Source organism: Breoghania sp. (assembly GCF_030066895.1).
Taxonomy (GTDB): domain Bacteria; phylum Pseudomonadota; class Alphaproteobacteria; order Rhizobiales; family Stappiaceae; genus Breoghania.
Window position 1 is genome coordinate 12,389 of the sequence record NZ_JASJAV010000008.1, and the last position, 15,066, is coordinate 27,454.

A 15,066-nucleotide genomic window follows, 5' to 3' on the forward strand; every position below is an offset into this window, starting at 1 on the left:
GGGTTCGATCTCGCACGTCAGCCCTGACGTCGCCCCAGCTCAAGGAGGGTCATGTGAAAAGGTCAATTCCGTTTCTGCTTGCCGGCGTTCTGATGAGCGCGCCGGGCGCTCCGGCAACGGCGCACACCCGTTACCCAGCTCGTCTACCGGGTCGCCTTTCCGTTTTCGCAAAAGGAGGTGAAGGCCCATGGATGAGGCCTGGACGCTGGACGAGGGCACCAGCGCGCAGATCCTGAGACCTATGACGTCAACAAGGACGGCCATTTCGACAAGGCGGAAGCGGCGGCCGTCGGGGCCGATATCATGGGCAATCTGGCCTCAAGTCGGTACCTGACCTTCATTCGCGTGGGCGACAAGGATGTGTCGACGGTCAAACCCTTCGGCCTGCGCTTGCCCGAACCGGTCGATCCTAGCCGCACGCCGCTCTCCGTCACGGTCGAGGATTCCGATTTTGTTATGGATGTGAAACCGGCGCAGGCGAAGCTCGCAATCCTCAAGGATGCGCCGTCGCCCGGCTGCGAGATGAAGGTCGCACCCATTCCGGCGGATAGCTATCCGCGCTTTGCCGTGGCGCCGCAGGTCATCACGTTGACCTGCCCTTGAGAGGGGCAAGCGGCTTTTCTGATGACGCTCTCAACCGGTCGCGCGGCACATTGCGGCGGTCATCAGACCGGCAGCAATCAGCACGCTGCCGCCGAGCTGGTGAATTGCCTTCAACGTCGAGAGGCGGTTGACCTTTTCGCGCACGGCGGAGGCCGCAAGCGCGTTGACGATGGCCAGCACAACGAAGGTCACGCCCATCAGTACGAGCTGCGGGGTCACGGGCGCGCCGGGGGCGATGAAGTGGGGCAGGAGGAAGGCGATGCCCTTGGGGTTCAGCGCCGTGACGATCCAGGCATGCGCCAGAATGGTGCGATTGTCGCGCGTGGCGGTGGCAACCGTTTCAAGCGGCGCGGGCGAGGTGTGCCACATCTTCCAGTCGAGCCACATCAGATAGGCGGCGCCGACCCATTTCAGGATCGTGAACAGGGTGGCGGAGGTCGCGAGCACGGCGCCGAGACCCGCCAGCGACAACGTCGCGGCCGTGGTGTCGCCGAGTGCCACACCTGTGACGGAGGCAAGCGCCGTCTTACGTCCCTGCGCCAGCGCATAGGAGACGACGAGCATGATGGTCAGGCCGGGAATGGCGAGCACGATGAGGGGTGCGACCAGATAGGCCGAATAGAGTTCCCACGTCATGACGCTCTCCCATTGTTTCGTCGGTCTGCTATCGCGCCAGTTGGCGGAACGACGAAACCATTCGCTCATCTCGCACGTTAGGGATACGAGACCTCAACGTAACCGGCACTTCGCAAACTTCAAGCAACTGTGGAGTGCAGGGACCTCGGCAAAACCGTTAACCGACCCGCCAGCCGAACGGGAGGCATGAGGACGTGACGAAAAAACAGGTCATCGGCCTTCTTGCCGTCGCGCTCCCCCTTTGCGCATTTCCTTACCTGGATATGGCCTCGGCCGCACCGCAGCAACGCGGTGCTGCCCCGCAAGATGCCGCAGGTCAGGCGATGGAGAACGTCGGGGAAGAAGAGACGGCCGATGTCGACGCCGCGCCCCCGGCCAAGGGGGTCGCGCCGACGGCGAAACCGCAAGCCGATCACCTGCCGCCGCCAAACCGTCGGAAAAGCCGGAGACGGACGATCTCTTCGCGAAGGCTCCGGCGGATCTCCCCGTCGGCCAGCCGCAACACCCCGTTGCCGGGAGCAGACGTCACGCGGGTGGAGCTGCCCGAACCCGATATTCCCGCCTGCCGTATCCCGGTGCCGGTGGATGTCTCGTCGCTTTCCGTGCTCGAGGCTGTCGATCTCTCCCCCCGATGCGACGCTCGACTGCGCATTTGCCTCGTCCTTCGCCGCACGGGTGCGGGAGACGGTGGCGCCAGCGGCGAAGAACCTGCTCGGATCGGAACTGACGGGCCTGCGTGTTGCCGCCTCCTACAATTGCCGACGGCGCAACAATCTTTCTTCAGGGCAAGATTTCCGAGCATGCCAAGGGCAACGCGGTCGATATCTCGGGCTTTCGGCTCGCCGACGGTCGTCTCGTCACGGTCGCCGACGGGTGGAAGACGTCGGGGCGGGAGAAGGCGTTTCTTCGGCGCGTTCGCAAGAAGGCCTGCGAGCGGTTTCTCACCGTGCTCACGCCGGAAGGCGACGCCTATCATCAGGATCACATGCATCTCGACCAGGGATGCCACGGCAAGACATGCACCTACCGGATCTGCCAGTAACGTAACGGTATATAATGGATCTGCGCGGTTGTAGGGGCGCAGGCAACCTGTCACCCTGCGTGCGATGCCACGCACCCGGCAGACAGTGAAAGGCCAATGATGGATCGGTATGACAGCGCCCGCGACATGACCCTCGCGCTCCGCCCCGACCTGCCCGTCTACTGCTTTCATCTGCAAGTTCTCACCGCCGATGCGAAAGCCTTCACGAAGGCCTTTCCGGGCAAGACGGCCTATGCGGTGAAGACCAACGGCGAACCCTTCGTGCTGGAGACGCTGGCTGCGGCGGGCATCGGCTGTTTCGACGTCGCATCGCTTGCCGAGTTCGAGGCCGTGCGGGCCGTCGCGCCGAAAGCGGAGTTGCTCTACATGCATCCGATCAAGGCGCAGTCCGATATCCGTCTGGCACTTGAGACCTATCGCATCCGCACCCTGTCGCTCGACCACGAGGACGAAGTCGCCAAGATCCTGCGCATCGTGCGCGCGCTCGATCTCGATCCGGGCGACATCACGCTGTTTGTGCGCATCGCCACCAAGGGACATGCGGCCTACGAACTGTCGAAGAAATTCGGCGCGGCCCTCGGTCATGCGGTGGGGCTTCTGCAGCGCATCGATCGTATCGGCTTCAAGTGCGGCCTGTGCTTCCATGCCGGCTCGCAGATCGAGGAGGCGGAGACCTACGAGCGGGCGCTGGCGTCTGCCGACTGGGTGCGGTCGCGCGCCGGGGTGGAACTGGTCGGGCTCGATGTCGTCGGCGGGTTCCCGGGCCGTCTACGGCAACGATCCGCACCGCAAGGTGTGCCATGTGCCTTCCACGGGCGAGATCATCGAACAGTTGAAGCACGATCTCGACGATTGGGGCTTTTCCGATCTGTCCATCGCGGCTGAGCCGATCTGCGCGTGCGCCGTGACGCTGGTGGTGCGGGTTCTGCTGAAGAAGGGGCGGCGGCTTTATATCAACGATGGCATCTGGGCCTCGCTGTCGGACAGCTGGGCGGGCAAGATCACGCTGCCCGCCCGCCACATCCCCGATCCCGCCCGCAAACGGCGCACCGGCGATGCTGAGAACATCGTGCCCTTCAAGGTGTGCGGCGCGACGTGCGACAGCGTTGATATCCTGTCGCGGCCCTTCTGGTTGCCGGAGACGGTGGATACCGGCGACTGGATCGAGATCGGCCACATCGGCGCCTACTCGCTGTCGCTCAGGATCCGGTTCAACGGCTTCTATCCCGACACGGTCGTGGAGGTGGACCGGCCCTTCGATGAGCCCGGAAACCCAACGGAACGGTGAGTTTTGCCTCGATCGAGATGATGGCGGATTGAGGGGGAGGGGCTCCGGCCGAGCCCCTTACGTCGTGGTTGAAGAGTGCAGGCGTTTTGCCGCCTGTTTTCTCAGCTACGAGGATCAATTCATGAATGCATAAACTAAAGAGCCGCTGATCCAGTAAAATGTAGAACTCATTATAACCGCGGTTTCTCGAAGCGTATCCGTTTCCACCCTCCAGGCCTTCAATAATCTGCCTCGCAGGGATGCCTGCGCGTCCGGAGCATGAAAGGATTGCTGCGAATACAGATTCATCCGAATATTTTGCCGTAGGCATCTTCTCCCATGCGGCGTAGAAAATCGGGCGTCCTCGCCGGGCGGAATTTGACCTGCTTCGCATTGCTGATTCAAGGAACGTCTGGCCATCTTTCCTGATTTTATCCGCCGTTGCTTCCGTAATTCGGATGGCGGTTACGCCGCAACTGTCAGCCACAAGAGCGCTAAACAATCCTGTGTGGACGTTTTGCATGGCAAGGCCTTCGGCTTCAATCGACGCCGGTAACCCTGGAATGAATTGTTCTATAATTTTAATTTGAGTGCGCCATGACTGTAGCCAGTACAGTGTCAGGCAAATAATAAAGAGGATAATGAATATTCGTTTCATGGCGGATAGCTTGAAAAATTTCCTTGGGCGTCGTGAGGACAGAAAGATCGGATTTGAAAGGTTGCCAGCCTCTACGGTAGAGGAGGTTTTGTTTAGGTAAGCAAAAAATGGGGTTGACAAAAGAAACAATAATCGCACGGTGTGCGCACTGATTTCTGGATTCCGGATCGGCGTTCGGCTTCGCCTCGCTTGTCCGGAATGAGGGAATGTGGGGTCGAGTTGTAAGCAGATGCGGACATAAAAACGGGTGCTGCTCGATCTCTATCCGCGTGTGGTTACAACTCTCTGCTTGCTCTTCATTCCGGACGGTCTGCCGCGCAGCGGCATGGCCAGATCCGGAATCCAGCGCAATGGTTTGCGGCGAAGCCGCTCCATTATTCTTTCCTCTTCCTTCTCCTTCCCGCCAATCTGCGCCATACTTTCCTACGTTGATATTTTATCGATAAATTGTGACTTTTACTGCCGGTGACGGGCGGAATCCGTATTGCGGGCTGTCCGCATCCTCCAAAACAAACACACCTGACCGAGGTTTGATACATGACGGCGAAGTGGGATTTCTGGATCGATCGTGGCGGCACCTTCACCGATATCGTGGCACGCCCGCCCGACGGTGAGATCCGCGCGCGCAAGGTTTTGTTCGAAAACCCGGAAGTCTATCGCGACGCCGCCATCCAGGGCATCCGCGAGCTGATGAGCGTTGAAAAAGGCGCGCGCATTCCGGCTGAGAACATCAACACGGTGAAGATGGGCACCACGGTCGCCACCAACGCTCTGCTGGAGCGCAAGGGCGATTGCACGGCGCTGCTGATCACCAAGGGGTTCCGCGATGCGCTGGAGATCGGCTACCAGGATCGCCCGGACATCTTCACCAAGGAAATCATCAAGCCGGAAATGCTCTACGAGACGGTCGTGGAGTGCGGCGAGCGCGTGCGCGCCGACGGGACGGTGGAGAAGGCCCCCGATCTCGCTCAGGTCCGCGCCGCGCTGAAGGCAATCTACAATGACGGCATCCGCTCGCTCGCCATCGTCTTCATGCATGCCTACGCCTATCCTAAGCATGAGAAAGCCGTGGCCGAGATCGCGCGCGAAGTCGGTTTCCCGCAGATCTCCGTCAGCCACGAGGTTTCGCCGCTGATGAAGCTCGTCGAGCGCGGCGACACGACCGTGGTCGATGCCTACCTCTCGCCGATCCTGCGCCGCTATGTGGAGCAGGTGGTTGAGGAGCTTCAGATCGAGGGCACCGACTGCCGGCTGATGTTCATGCAGTCGTCGGGTGAGCTGACGGCGACCGATCTCTTCCAGGGTAAAGACGCCATCCTGTCCGGCCCCGCGGGCGGTGTCGTCGGCGCGGTGGAGACCTCCAAGATCGCCGGCTTCGACAAGATCATCGGCTTCGACATGGGCGGCACCTCCACGGACGTGTCGCACTATAACGGCGAGCACGAACGCGCCTTCGAGACGGAAGTCGCGGGCGTTCGCATGCGCGCACCGATGATGATGATCCACACGGTCGCGGCGGGCGGCGGGTCTATCCTGCATTATTGCGACGGCCGCTTCCAGGTCGGCCCGGACAGTGTGGGCGCTAATCCGGGCCCGGCGTGTTATCGCTGCGGCGGCCTGCTGGTGGTGATCGATGCCAACGTGATGGTCGGTAAGCTGTCGTCCGATTTCTTCCCCAAGATCTTTGGTCCAAATGCCGACGAGGCGCTGGACGAGGACGTCGTCCGTGCGAAGTTCAAGGACATGGCCGCCCGTATCGGCGACGGTCGCTCCGAGGAGGAGATCGCCGATGGCTTCCTCAAGATCGCCGTCGCCAACATGGCCAACGCCATCAAGAAGATCTCCGTCCAGCGCGGCTATGATGTCACCGAATATGCGCTGACCTGCTTCGGCGGCGCAGGCGGGCAGTCGGCCTGCATGGTCGCCGACAATCTCGGCATGAAGACGGTGATCGTCCATCCGCTCTCCGGCATCCTGTCGGCTTACGGCATGGGGCTCGCCGATATCCGCGCCACCCGCCAGCAGGCGGTGGTGAAGACGCTGGCCGACGACATGCTCGGCGAACTCGACACCTTGCGCGCCGCACTTGAAGGCGAGACGGAAGGCGAGCTGGTCGGTCAGGGCATTCCTGCGGCCGAGTGCGAGACCCACGCCCGCGCCCATCTGCGCTACGAGGGCACGGATACGCCGCTTCCCGTTACGCTCGGCACCATTCTGGCGATGATGGCGGAATTCGGGGCCGCCCCCATAAGGCGCAGTTCGGCTTCGTCTACGAGGCAAAGCCCGTGGTCGTGGAAGCGCTCGAGGTCGAGACCGTCAGCGGTGGTGCGGGCATCGTCGAGCCCGATCATGTCCTTGCCGAGACGGAGGCCGTTGCCACGGCCAACACCCGTTTCTTCTCCGATGACGCCTGGCAGGATGCGGTGATCTATCGGCGCGATGCCATCCAGCCGGGCATGACCGTTTCCGGCCCCGCGCTCATCATGGAACCACACGCGACGATCGTCGTGGAGCCGGGCTGGCAGCCGGAACTGACCGTCAAGGACCACATCGTGCTGAAGCGCGTGGTCGCTGCCAAGCGTGCGGGCGCGGTGGGCACCGAGGCCGATCCGGTCATGCTGGAGGTGTTCAACAACCTCTTCATGAACATCGCCGAGCAGATGGGCGTGACGCTTCAGAACACCGCCTATTCGGTCAACATCAAGGAGCGCTTGGACTTCTCCTGCGCCGTCTTCGATGAGGCCGGTACGCTGGTCGCCAACGCGCCGCACATGCCGGTGCATCTGGGTTCGATGGACCGGTCGGTGGAAACGGTCATCCGGCTGAATGCGGGCAAGATCCGTCCCGGCGACGTCTTCGCGCTGAACGCGCCGTATAATGGCGGCACGCATCTGCCGGACATCACGGTCGTCTCGCCGGTCTTCGATGACTAGGGCAAGGAGATCCTGTTCTGGATCGCCTCGCGTGGTCACCATGCCGATGTCGGCGGCACGGCGCCGGGCTCCATGACCCCGCGCGCCACCACCGTGGACGAGGAAGGCGTCTTGATCGACAACTTCCTGCTGGTCGATCAGGGCAATTTCCGCGAGGAGGAGACCGTCAAGCTCCTCACCGATCACAAGTATCCCTGCCGCAAACCGGTGCAGAACGTCGCCGACCTCAAGGCCCAGATCGCGGCCAACGAGAAGGGCGTACAGGAGCTTCGCAAGATGGTCGCCCATTTCGGGCTGGACGTGGTGCAGGCCTATATGGGCCACGTTCAGGACAATGCGGCGGAAAGCGTGCGTGCTCTACTGCTTCCGCGTGATGGTGGATGGCGATATCTCGATGAATGCCGGGTGTCTGCGCCCGATCAACATCGTCATCCCCGACGACTGCATGCTGAAGCCGAAATATCCGGCGGCCGTCGTTGCCGGTAATGTGGAGACCTCGCAGCACGTCACCAACACGTTGTTCGGCGCGCTGGGAGCGATGGCGGCGTCCGAGGGCACGATGAACAATCTGACCTTCGGCAACGACACCTACCAGTATTACGAGACGATCTGTTCTGTTTCGCCCGCAGGCCCCGGCTTCAACGGCACCAACGGCGTTCACGTCCACATGACGAACTCGCGCCTGACGGATCCGGAGGTGCTGGAATTCCGGTTCCCCGTTCTGCTGGAAGACTTCCACATCCGCCCCAATTCTGGCGGCAAGGGCAAGTGGCACGCGGGCAACGGTACGCGGCGCACGCTTCGTTTCCTTCAGGAGATGGACTGCGCGATCCTGTCTTCTCATCGCACCATCCGCCCGCACGGGCTGGAAGGCGGCGAGCCCGGCGAATGCGGTCAGACCCTGGTCCGCCGCGCCGAAGGTACGATCGAGGAGCTTCAGGGCTGCGATCAGATCGTGCTCAAGGCAGGCGAGGCCGTGATCGTCGTATCGCCCACCGGCGGCGGATACGGGAAGGCCGAGTAGGGTCGGGTCTTTCGGCCCCGCGAGCAAACGCATCAGCCCCCGTCATTGCCCGGCGCAGTCCGGGCAATCCAGCCGCTACCGTTGCATATGCCGCCCGCGCTGGATCACCCGGACTTCGCCGGGTGATGACGATCGAGAGATCGAGGCATGGGGCCGGAACTCGTGTTGCTCGCTCTTCACCTCCCATGGGGAGAGGTCGGCGCGGATGCGCCGTGTGAGGGGAGGCGAGTTCTCCGTATCCCTGAGAAATCTCATCACCTCACACTAACCCTCTCCCCATGGGAGAGGGGACCTTTCCTCGTCGTGCCGAGGGTGTGAAGAAATGCGTCACAACCACCGGGACTGACTGTAGTGGGAACGACGCTAAGCCCCGCGGAGAGTACGCGCGGCCCCCGCATCCACGTCCGGTTGCAGCGCCCTCTTTCCTCCCGCTGCGACACGCTGTCCTCAAATGCCGATTCCTCCTTTGGTTCCCGCATGCTAAGCCGAAAGAAAACACCTTCCGGATAGCAGCCATGTCTCCCTACGTCTCTCCCGTCATCTCCAGTGAAACTCTGCCCAAATCCGCCGATGTGGTGATCATCGGCGGTGGTATCGTCGGGGCCGCCGCCTGGCATCTGGCAAAACGGGGCGTATCTGTCGCCCTTTGCGAGAAGGACGTCATCGGAGGTGAACAGTCCTCGCGCAATTGGGGGTATTGCCGCCAGCAGGGACGCGATCCGGCCGAGCTGCCGCTCATCAAGGAAAGCATGCGGCAATGGGAGACGATGGCGGAGGACCTCGGCGAGGACGTCGGATACCGGCGTACGGGCGTTCATTATCTCGCCGCCAATGCCGCGGGCATGAAGCGGTATGAGGATTTAATGCCGCATGCGCGGGAATACGGGCTCGATACGCGCCTGCTCAGTGCCGCGGAAGCGGCCGAGGCGCTACCGGGGGTGAGGCGGTCCTGGTACAGGGGCATGGTGACGCCGTCCGATGGGTCGGGCGGAGCCGGCGCTGGTCACTCCCGCCTATGCGCGTGCGACGCAGAGGGAAGGGGGGGAGCGTTCTCACCTAATTGCGCGGTGCGCGGGCTGGAGACGTCGGCCGGGCGGGTCTCTGCGGTCGTCACCGAGGCCGGACCGATCGCCACCCAGAGCGTTCTTCTGGCGGGCGGGGCGCGATCCTCGCTCTTTTGCCGCCGGCTCGGCATCGATTTGCCCCAGCTCACCGTTCGTCTGTCGGTGATGCGGATCCATGGCGGTCCGGATCTGACGCAGGGCGGAGCCTGGACGCCAAAATTCGCGCTCAGGCGCCGGATCGACGGCGGCTACACGATCGCGCATGGCGGTCATTCCACCGCCGATATCACGCTCGACAGCTTCCGCTATTTCTTCCGCTACATGCCGATACTGATGTCGGAATGGTGCACCACGCGGCTGAGCTTCGGCGCGCCCTTCTTCGAAAGCTTGCGGTGCAAGACTGACTGGGCGCTCGATGCGACGACGATTTTCGAGGAGCAGCGCATTCTCGATCCCAAGCCCTCCGCCTCGACCCTGAAAACAGCCTGGACGGATCTCGTCTCCGTCTTTCCCGGTTTTGAGAATGTGGAGATCGCGGAGCGCTGGGGCGGCTATATGGATACGACGCCGGATGTGGTGCCGGTGATCTCGCCGGTCGCCTCGCTGCCCGGCTTTCACATCGCGACGGGCTTTTCCGGCCACGGGGTTGGAATCGGCCCCGGTGCGGGGCGTCTTGCCGCCGATCTCGTGACGGGGGCAACCCCGTGCGTCGATCCGGCTCCCTTCGCGCTTTCGCGTCTCGCGAGCAATTGATGCCGACTTGCACTCCGGTTTGACGTTATCCGGCCTTTATTCCCAATTACGACAGGTTCTGCGGCGCGCAGCCGCAGAAGCCCCACTTGAAACGCCGGTTCGTCGTGCCGACATGATGTTTACCGGTAAGTCATTCATGTTAAATTTAACAAGACAAGTTGCGCGGGCAGGTGAACGCGCGATGAATACGGTTCTCAGAACGCGTTCACGGCCCGGTGTCTAGGGTGGCTGCGACAATCGGATTCGGGTCCAGGGGGGGCCGGAAACGTATGGAGTATTCAATGTCCGCATTGAAGAAGATTGCATCCACGTCGATAACCGCGCTGGCCGCGGCGGCGATGCTCGCGACGTCCGGCACCACTGCATCCGCAGATCCTTGGGAAGGCCCAAGCGTTCGCCATTATCGCGACTATGGTGGGCCTCACCATCATCACGACGGTGATGACGGCGTGGCTGCCGGTCTGCTCGGGCTTGGCGCGGGACTGATCCTTGGAGGCGCGCTGGCGAATTCCGCACCGCCGCCCCCACCGGCTGACTACTACTACGATCATCCGCGGCCGTGGACGCCGGAGTGGCGTGCCTATTGCACTTCGAAATACAGCAGCTTCAATCCGCGTACCGGGTATTTCCTCGGCTACGACGGCGACTACCACTTCTGCCGTTGAGATCGGTGGAGGTGAGGAACGGAGGACCGCGCCGGTGAGGCGGCGCGTGTGATAGTGAAATCTGTCGGCGGAAGGCGACGCACATGAGCGTCGCCTTCCGGCACTTTTCTGAACAGCAGAGGACTGTGATGTTCAAGACCGGAAACAAGGTGTGGAAGGGCGTTTCGCTGGCAATCGCGCTTTCGCTCAGCACCGCCGTTACCGTGCCGCCGGCTTTCGCCGGGGATTCGGACAATTCCCCCGAAATGTCGGGCCGCTACAACTGGCAACAGCGCGGCGATCGCGTCTATCGTCACAAGCCCAAAAGCAGTAGCCGCTCGTATTCGCGCAAACGCTGTCCCTCCCATCGTCGCCCGCGGCACCGCAACAACGATGCCGGTGCAGCCATTCTAGGCGGCATTCTCGGTCTGGGAGCAGGGCTCGCGATCGGCAGCGCCACCTCGCCGCGCTACTACGACGGCGGTCGGTATCCTGCCTGGAACCCCCAATGGTATCGCTACTGCGAGCGTCACTATCGCAGCTTCAATCCCTAACATCGGGTATTTCATCGGCTATGACGGCCGCTATCATTTCTGCCGCGTCCCGTAGGATCGGAACGGGTTGAACAGGAACTCTCACGAACCGCGGACAGAGCTTTCCGGGCGCGATTTTTCGTTGGATGGGGCGTTCTTCGTGGGGCCCGGCCCATCCTTTGAGACGGTCCTGTCGGGCCTCCTCAGGATGACGTGGTGTTTGCCGCACGCGTCTTCAAAGCCAACACCACGATGACGTCATTTTGAAAGTCTGGTCAGAAACGGGCATGTTTTGCCCCTGACTGTCATCCCCGCGCAGGCGGATATCGCAGCGAGGCGGAACCTGCCGATTTTCTCAGTGGAGTGAGAGTAGTATTTCAAAAGCTGAAATGAATTACATGTATCCTGCGTATTCGTTCGCGTAGAACGAACGACCTATTCCCTAAAACGATCTATTCCATAACATGAAAAATGATCTTTCTCATATGCCCGTTTATCGTGGTATGATCCGTAACGTAATGCCGGATAATAACAGGCGGCAAAGGATGGGGAGGAAAGTAGTATGAGATATTCCATTTTAAGAATATTGATGGCTGGGTTGATCCTGTCGGGAGGCGTCGGCGCGGCGCTGGCTCAGGATACGGGCAATCTGGAAAAGCTCTCGGGCTTCAAGACCACCGGCACCACCGAGTTCGAATGTGTGGCGCAGGACGGTCCCTATGCGGACGGTATCCGCAAGACGTTGGAGCGGATCAAGTTGCCGCAGGGCTTTTCGATCGATCTCTATGCCTTGGTGCCGGATGCCCGGCACATGGCCGTGGGGCCGCAGGGCGTCGTGACCTTCGTCGGCACGCGCAAGACGCAGGTCTGGTCGGTCACCGACCGCAACAAGGACCGGGTCGCCGACGAGGTGAAGAACTTCGCGCCCTCGCTGCAGTTCGCGGTGCCGAACGGGCCGTGCTTCTCCAAGGACGGGCATCTTTATCTGGCCGAACAGAACCGCGTGCTGTGGTTCCCGGCGGCCGAGTTCTTCTATGAGAGCTCGGACGTGACGGCCTTCGAGGTGGTCAAGCAGGGCGAGCTGACCCCGCCGGAGGAGGAGAGCTACAACCACACCGCCCGCGTGTGCGATATCGGGCCGGACGGCAAGCTCTCTACATCACGCTCGGCCAGTCCTTCAACGTGCCGGCTCCCGAGGAGGCGGAGCTCTACACCAAGTGGGGCATCGGCGGTATCATCCGTGTGAACGTGGACGGAACGGACCGTGAGGGTCTATGCCACCGGCATCCGCAACTCCGTCGGCATGGGCGACGATATTCCGCCGGGCGAGATCAACCACGCCACGGCGGCGGGCCAGAATTTCGGCTTCCCGTGGTACGGGCGGCGGTGACGTGCGCACCAACGAGTACAAGAACGACGAGCCGCCGGCCGATGTCGTTTTCCCGGCGGTGGAAATGGTGGCGCATGCGGCAGATCTCAGCATAGCATTTTATACGGGCAACCAGTTTCTGGAAAAGTACAAGGGCGCGATTTTCTCTACGACCCCGGTCGGCGCGCGGGTGATGGTCACCACCATCGATGCGGACGGCAACGCCAAAGCGGAGCCTTTTGCCGAAGGTTGGATCGACGAGAACGGCGAATATCTCGGACGCCCGGTGGATGTCGCGCAGTTGCGTGACGGCTCGTTGCTGGTTTCCGACGATCTCGTCGGCGCGATCTACCGAATCTCTTAATTCCAAGCCGCAATAAAACTTCTCTCGCCATCGTCATCCCCCGGCCTTGTCCGGGGGATTCCTTTGCTCGTCCGGGCATGTCGTCGGTTGCGGTGGATTGCCCGGACGAAGCCGGAACATGACGGAGGCGAGATGAGGACAACGGCGGCGGGCGATGGACTTGCCTGAGATTGTTATCGGCCGCCGCTGGCGCGGTCACGGGAGGGGATTGAATGCTGGAACGGAGAAGCGCCCGCATCGTGCGGGCTGCGTTGAGTTGTGTCTTCGTGAGTGTGTTTTCAGTGTCCGCATCTGCGGGCGATCTGGAAGCTGGACGCAAGAAGGTGCGGTCGACTTGTCAGGTCTGTCATAGGCTGAACGGGATTGGAACCAATCCGACCGTGCCCAATCTGGCGGGCTAGGGCCATCAGTATATCGTCAAGCAGCTCAAGGCGTTCAGGGCAGGCGAGCGCAGCCATGTGCAGATGTCGATCATCGCGGAGGCGCTGTCGGATGCCGATATCGACAATGCCGCGACCTATTTCTCCGCCATCAAAGTGACCGCCACTCCGCCGAAATAGGGCGCTGCGTCCTCACCTGATCAGCAGCGGCATTTCCTGGATCTCGTCCTACCACAAGCGGCCGTCGACCTCGCGGTGGATCGTCGGGAAATGCCCCGGCACGATGGTGCGGCCGCGGCGCAGGATCTCGGCGATAGAGGCGCGGCCGCGCTTTTGCGGGTCGATTTCCATGTCCGGGATGCCGCTCAGGGCTTCGCGCGCGGTCTTGAGCGCGTCGGCGGCCAGCACGACCGGGCCTTCGTCCGCCTCCAGTTGAAGCGAGACTTGGCCGGGCGAATGGTCGGGGGTGGGAAACAGCGTCACGCCGGGCATCACCTCGGCCTCGCCATCGATGGTCGTGACGTCTCGTGCCTTGAGAAGATCTGCCAGAAAACGTGGAGTGGCCGGATCGTCGATCGTCGTCGAAAACCTCGTCGAGATAGTCGCGCTCCTCGCGTCCCATCACGATGGGGGCATCGGGGAAGAGATCGAGATTGAGCACGTGGTTGAAATGGCCGTGCGAGAAGATCAGCAGATCGATATCGGAAAGCGCGAGCCCGCGGGCGGCCAGCGCCTCGAGCAACAGGTGGCGGGTCACGCCGTGACCGACATCGAACAGCGCCCGGCGCCCTCCCGTCTCAATGAGAACGATGGACGATATCCCGAAGAACCCGCCCCTGAAGGCGAGGCTGGAACCGGGGGCGAGGACGTGGAAATCGGGTCGGGACATGAAGAGGATACCTGATCGTCGCGTGGGCACGGTCAGGCAGTGCCCCGGAAGAGGGCGGGAGGCCAGTGTCGAATGCGGGGATCGCAACGCCTATCGGAGAGATGGCGGCGGAGGGAGTGACGTAATTGCGGGCGTCGTGGCCCGCTTTTCATTCCGGCGGCATCGCCCGTGCGACGGGGGCGGCGCTGCGGCACGTTCACGCGGCGAAGTGGGTTACGTCGTTGGTGCGACGGTTTTGCCCAATAATTCGCCGCTTTTTTGCATAATTATTGCGCAACTGCGCAATTTGAAAGCATATACCGAGATTTTGTCGATAAATTGTTGATGTTCATTGGCCGTGCCGCTAGCGTTATGAGGTGTGAACGAGTGTAATGCGCTGAGGACCTGGTATCCGCATCTGAGTTCCGCTAAGCCTCAATGAAGCGTCAAGGGTACTGGCCCGGCGCTTCGACAAGGAAAACTTCTCGTGCTGAGAACGAACCGCCTTATCGCTGCGGGCGCCGCCTTCGTCGCGGCATCGGTAATCGGGTTTGCCACTTCCGCGCAAACCAAGTGGGATATGCCGACGCCGTATGGCGATACCAACTTCCACACGATGAACATTGCGCAATTTGCAAAAAACATCGATGCGGCCGCGGATGGCGCACTCAAGATCCAGATTCATTCCGTCGGATCGCTGCTCAAGCATCCGGAAATCAAGAATGCGGTGCGCAAGGGCATGGTGCCGATTGGCGAAGTGCTGATCTCGCGCCTGTCGAATGAAGACCCGATCTTCGCGCTTGATTCCGTGCCCTTCCTGGCGACTTCCTAAGATGTAGCCATGAGAAGCTCTATCAGGCGTCCAAGCCGGTTCTGGAGAAGAAGCTGGAAGCCCAGGGGCTGATGCTTCTCTACGCCGTGCCGTGGC

11 protein-coding genes and 3 pseudogenes are annotated in these 15,066 nt (G+C 61.7%); 11 read left to right on the forward strand and 3 right to left on the reverse strand.

Annotated elements, in window-relative coordinates; translation table 11 throughout:
• The first annotated feature begins 198 nt into the window (after positions 1-198).
• Positions 199-603, forward strand: a complete 405-nt coding sequence (locus tag QNJ43_RS10120) for a DUF1007 family protein (RefSeq protein WP_300469876.1) — start codon at positions 199-201, stop codon at positions 601-603.
• A 30-nt stretch (positions 604-633) separates the two neighbouring features.
• Here the strand turns inward: QNJ43_RS10120 and QNJ43_RS10125 are convergent, their stop codons facing one another.
• Both QNJ43_RS10125 and QNJ43_RS10130 read right to left on the reverse strand, forming a co-directional pair.
• Entirely contained in the window at positions 634-1,239 is a 606-nt protein-coding gene (locus tag QNJ43_RS10125; RefSeq protein ID WP_300469879.1) for a LysE family translocator, read from the reverse strand.
• A gap of 412 nt (positions 1,240-1,651) precedes the next feature.
• Entirely contained in the window at positions 1,652-1,891 is a 240-nt protein-coding gene (locus QNJ43_RS10130) for a hypothetical protein (RefSeq protein ID WP_300469650.1), read from the reverse strand.
• Between the two features lie 87 nt (positions 1,892-1,978).
• Here QNJ43_RS10130 and QNJ43_RS10135 point away from each other — a divergent pair, with 87 nt between their 5' ends.
• The 8 genes and pseudogenes from QNJ43_RS10135 (at position 1,979) to QNJ43_RS10170 (ending at position 13,291) form a co-directional block, all read left to right on the forward strand.
• Positions 1,979-2,281, forward strand: coding sequence for an extensin family protein (locus QNJ43_RS10135; protein ID WP_300469652.1), 303 nt, complete (start codon positions 1,979-1,981; stop codon positions 2,279-2,281).
• 99 nt (positions 2,282-2,380) lie between these two features.
• A pseudogene (locus QNJ43_RS10140) lies at positions 2,381-3,601 on the forward strand (alanine racemase).
• Between the two features lie 1,142 nt (positions 3,602-4,743).
• Positions 4,744-8,163, forward strand: a pseudogene (locus tag QNJ43_RS10145) (hydantoinase B/oxoprolinase family protein).
• Between the two features lie 515 nt (positions 8,164-8,678).
• The gene (locus tag QNJ43_RS10150; protein ID WP_300469654.1) at positions 8,679-9,980 is read left to right on the forward strand and encodes an FAD-binding oxidoreductase; all 1,302 of its coding nucleotides are present in this window, start codon (positions 8,679-8,681) and stop codon (positions 9,978-9,980) included.
• A 281-nt stretch (positions 9,981-10,261) separates the two neighbouring features.
• Positions 10,262-10,645: a BA14K family protein gene (locus tag QNJ43_RS10155; protein ID WP_300469657.1), complete on the forward strand. Its 384-nt coding sequence runs from the start codon at positions 10,262-10,264 to the stop codon at positions 10,643-10,645.
• A 128-nt stretch (positions 10,646-10,773) separates the two neighbouring features.
• Positions 10,774-11,178, forward strand: a complete 405-nt coding sequence (locus QNJ43_RS10160) for a hypothetical protein (RefSeq protein WP_300469659.1) — start codon at positions 10,774-10,776, stop codon at positions 11,176-11,178.
• A 568-nt stretch (positions 11,179-11,746) separates the two neighbouring features.
• Positions 11,747-12,890, forward strand: a pseudogene (locus QNJ43_RS10165) (PQQ-dependent sugar dehydrogenase).
• Positions 12,891-13,102: 212 nt separating this feature from the next.
• The gene (locus QNJ43_RS10170) at positions 13,103-13,291 is read left to right on the forward strand and encodes a hypothetical protein (RefSeq protein WP_300469661.1); all 189 of its coding nucleotides are present in this window, start codon (positions 13,103-13,105) and stop codon (positions 13,289-13,291) included.
• A gap of 207 nt (positions 13,292-13,498) precedes the next feature.
• Here the strand turns inward: QNJ43_RS10170 and QNJ43_RS10175 are convergent, their stop codons facing one another.
• The gene (locus tag QNJ43_RS10175; RefSeq protein WP_346432935.1) at positions 13,499-13,870 is read right to left on the reverse strand and encodes an MBL fold metallo-hydrolase; all 372 of its coding nucleotides are present in this window, start codon (positions 13,868-13,870) and stop codon (positions 13,499-13,501) included.
• Between QNJ43_RS10175 and QNJ43_RS10180 the strand changes: the two genes are divergently transcribed.
• A complete protein-coding gene (locus tag QNJ43_RS10180; RefSeq protein WP_300469663.1) occupies positions 13,830-14,174 on the forward strand; it encodes a hypothetical protein in 345 nt (114 codons plus the stop codon). The two genes, QNJ43_RS10175 and QNJ43_RS10180, sit on opposite strands and share 41 nt — an antisense overlap.
• A gap of 451 nt (positions 14,175-14,625) precedes the next feature.
• Positions 14,626-14,970, forward strand: coding sequence for a hypothetical protein (locus QNJ43_RS10185; protein ID WP_300469665.1), 345 nt, complete (start codon positions 14,626-14,628; stop codon positions 14,968-14,970).
• Positions 14,971-15,066: the final 96 nt, after the last annotated feature.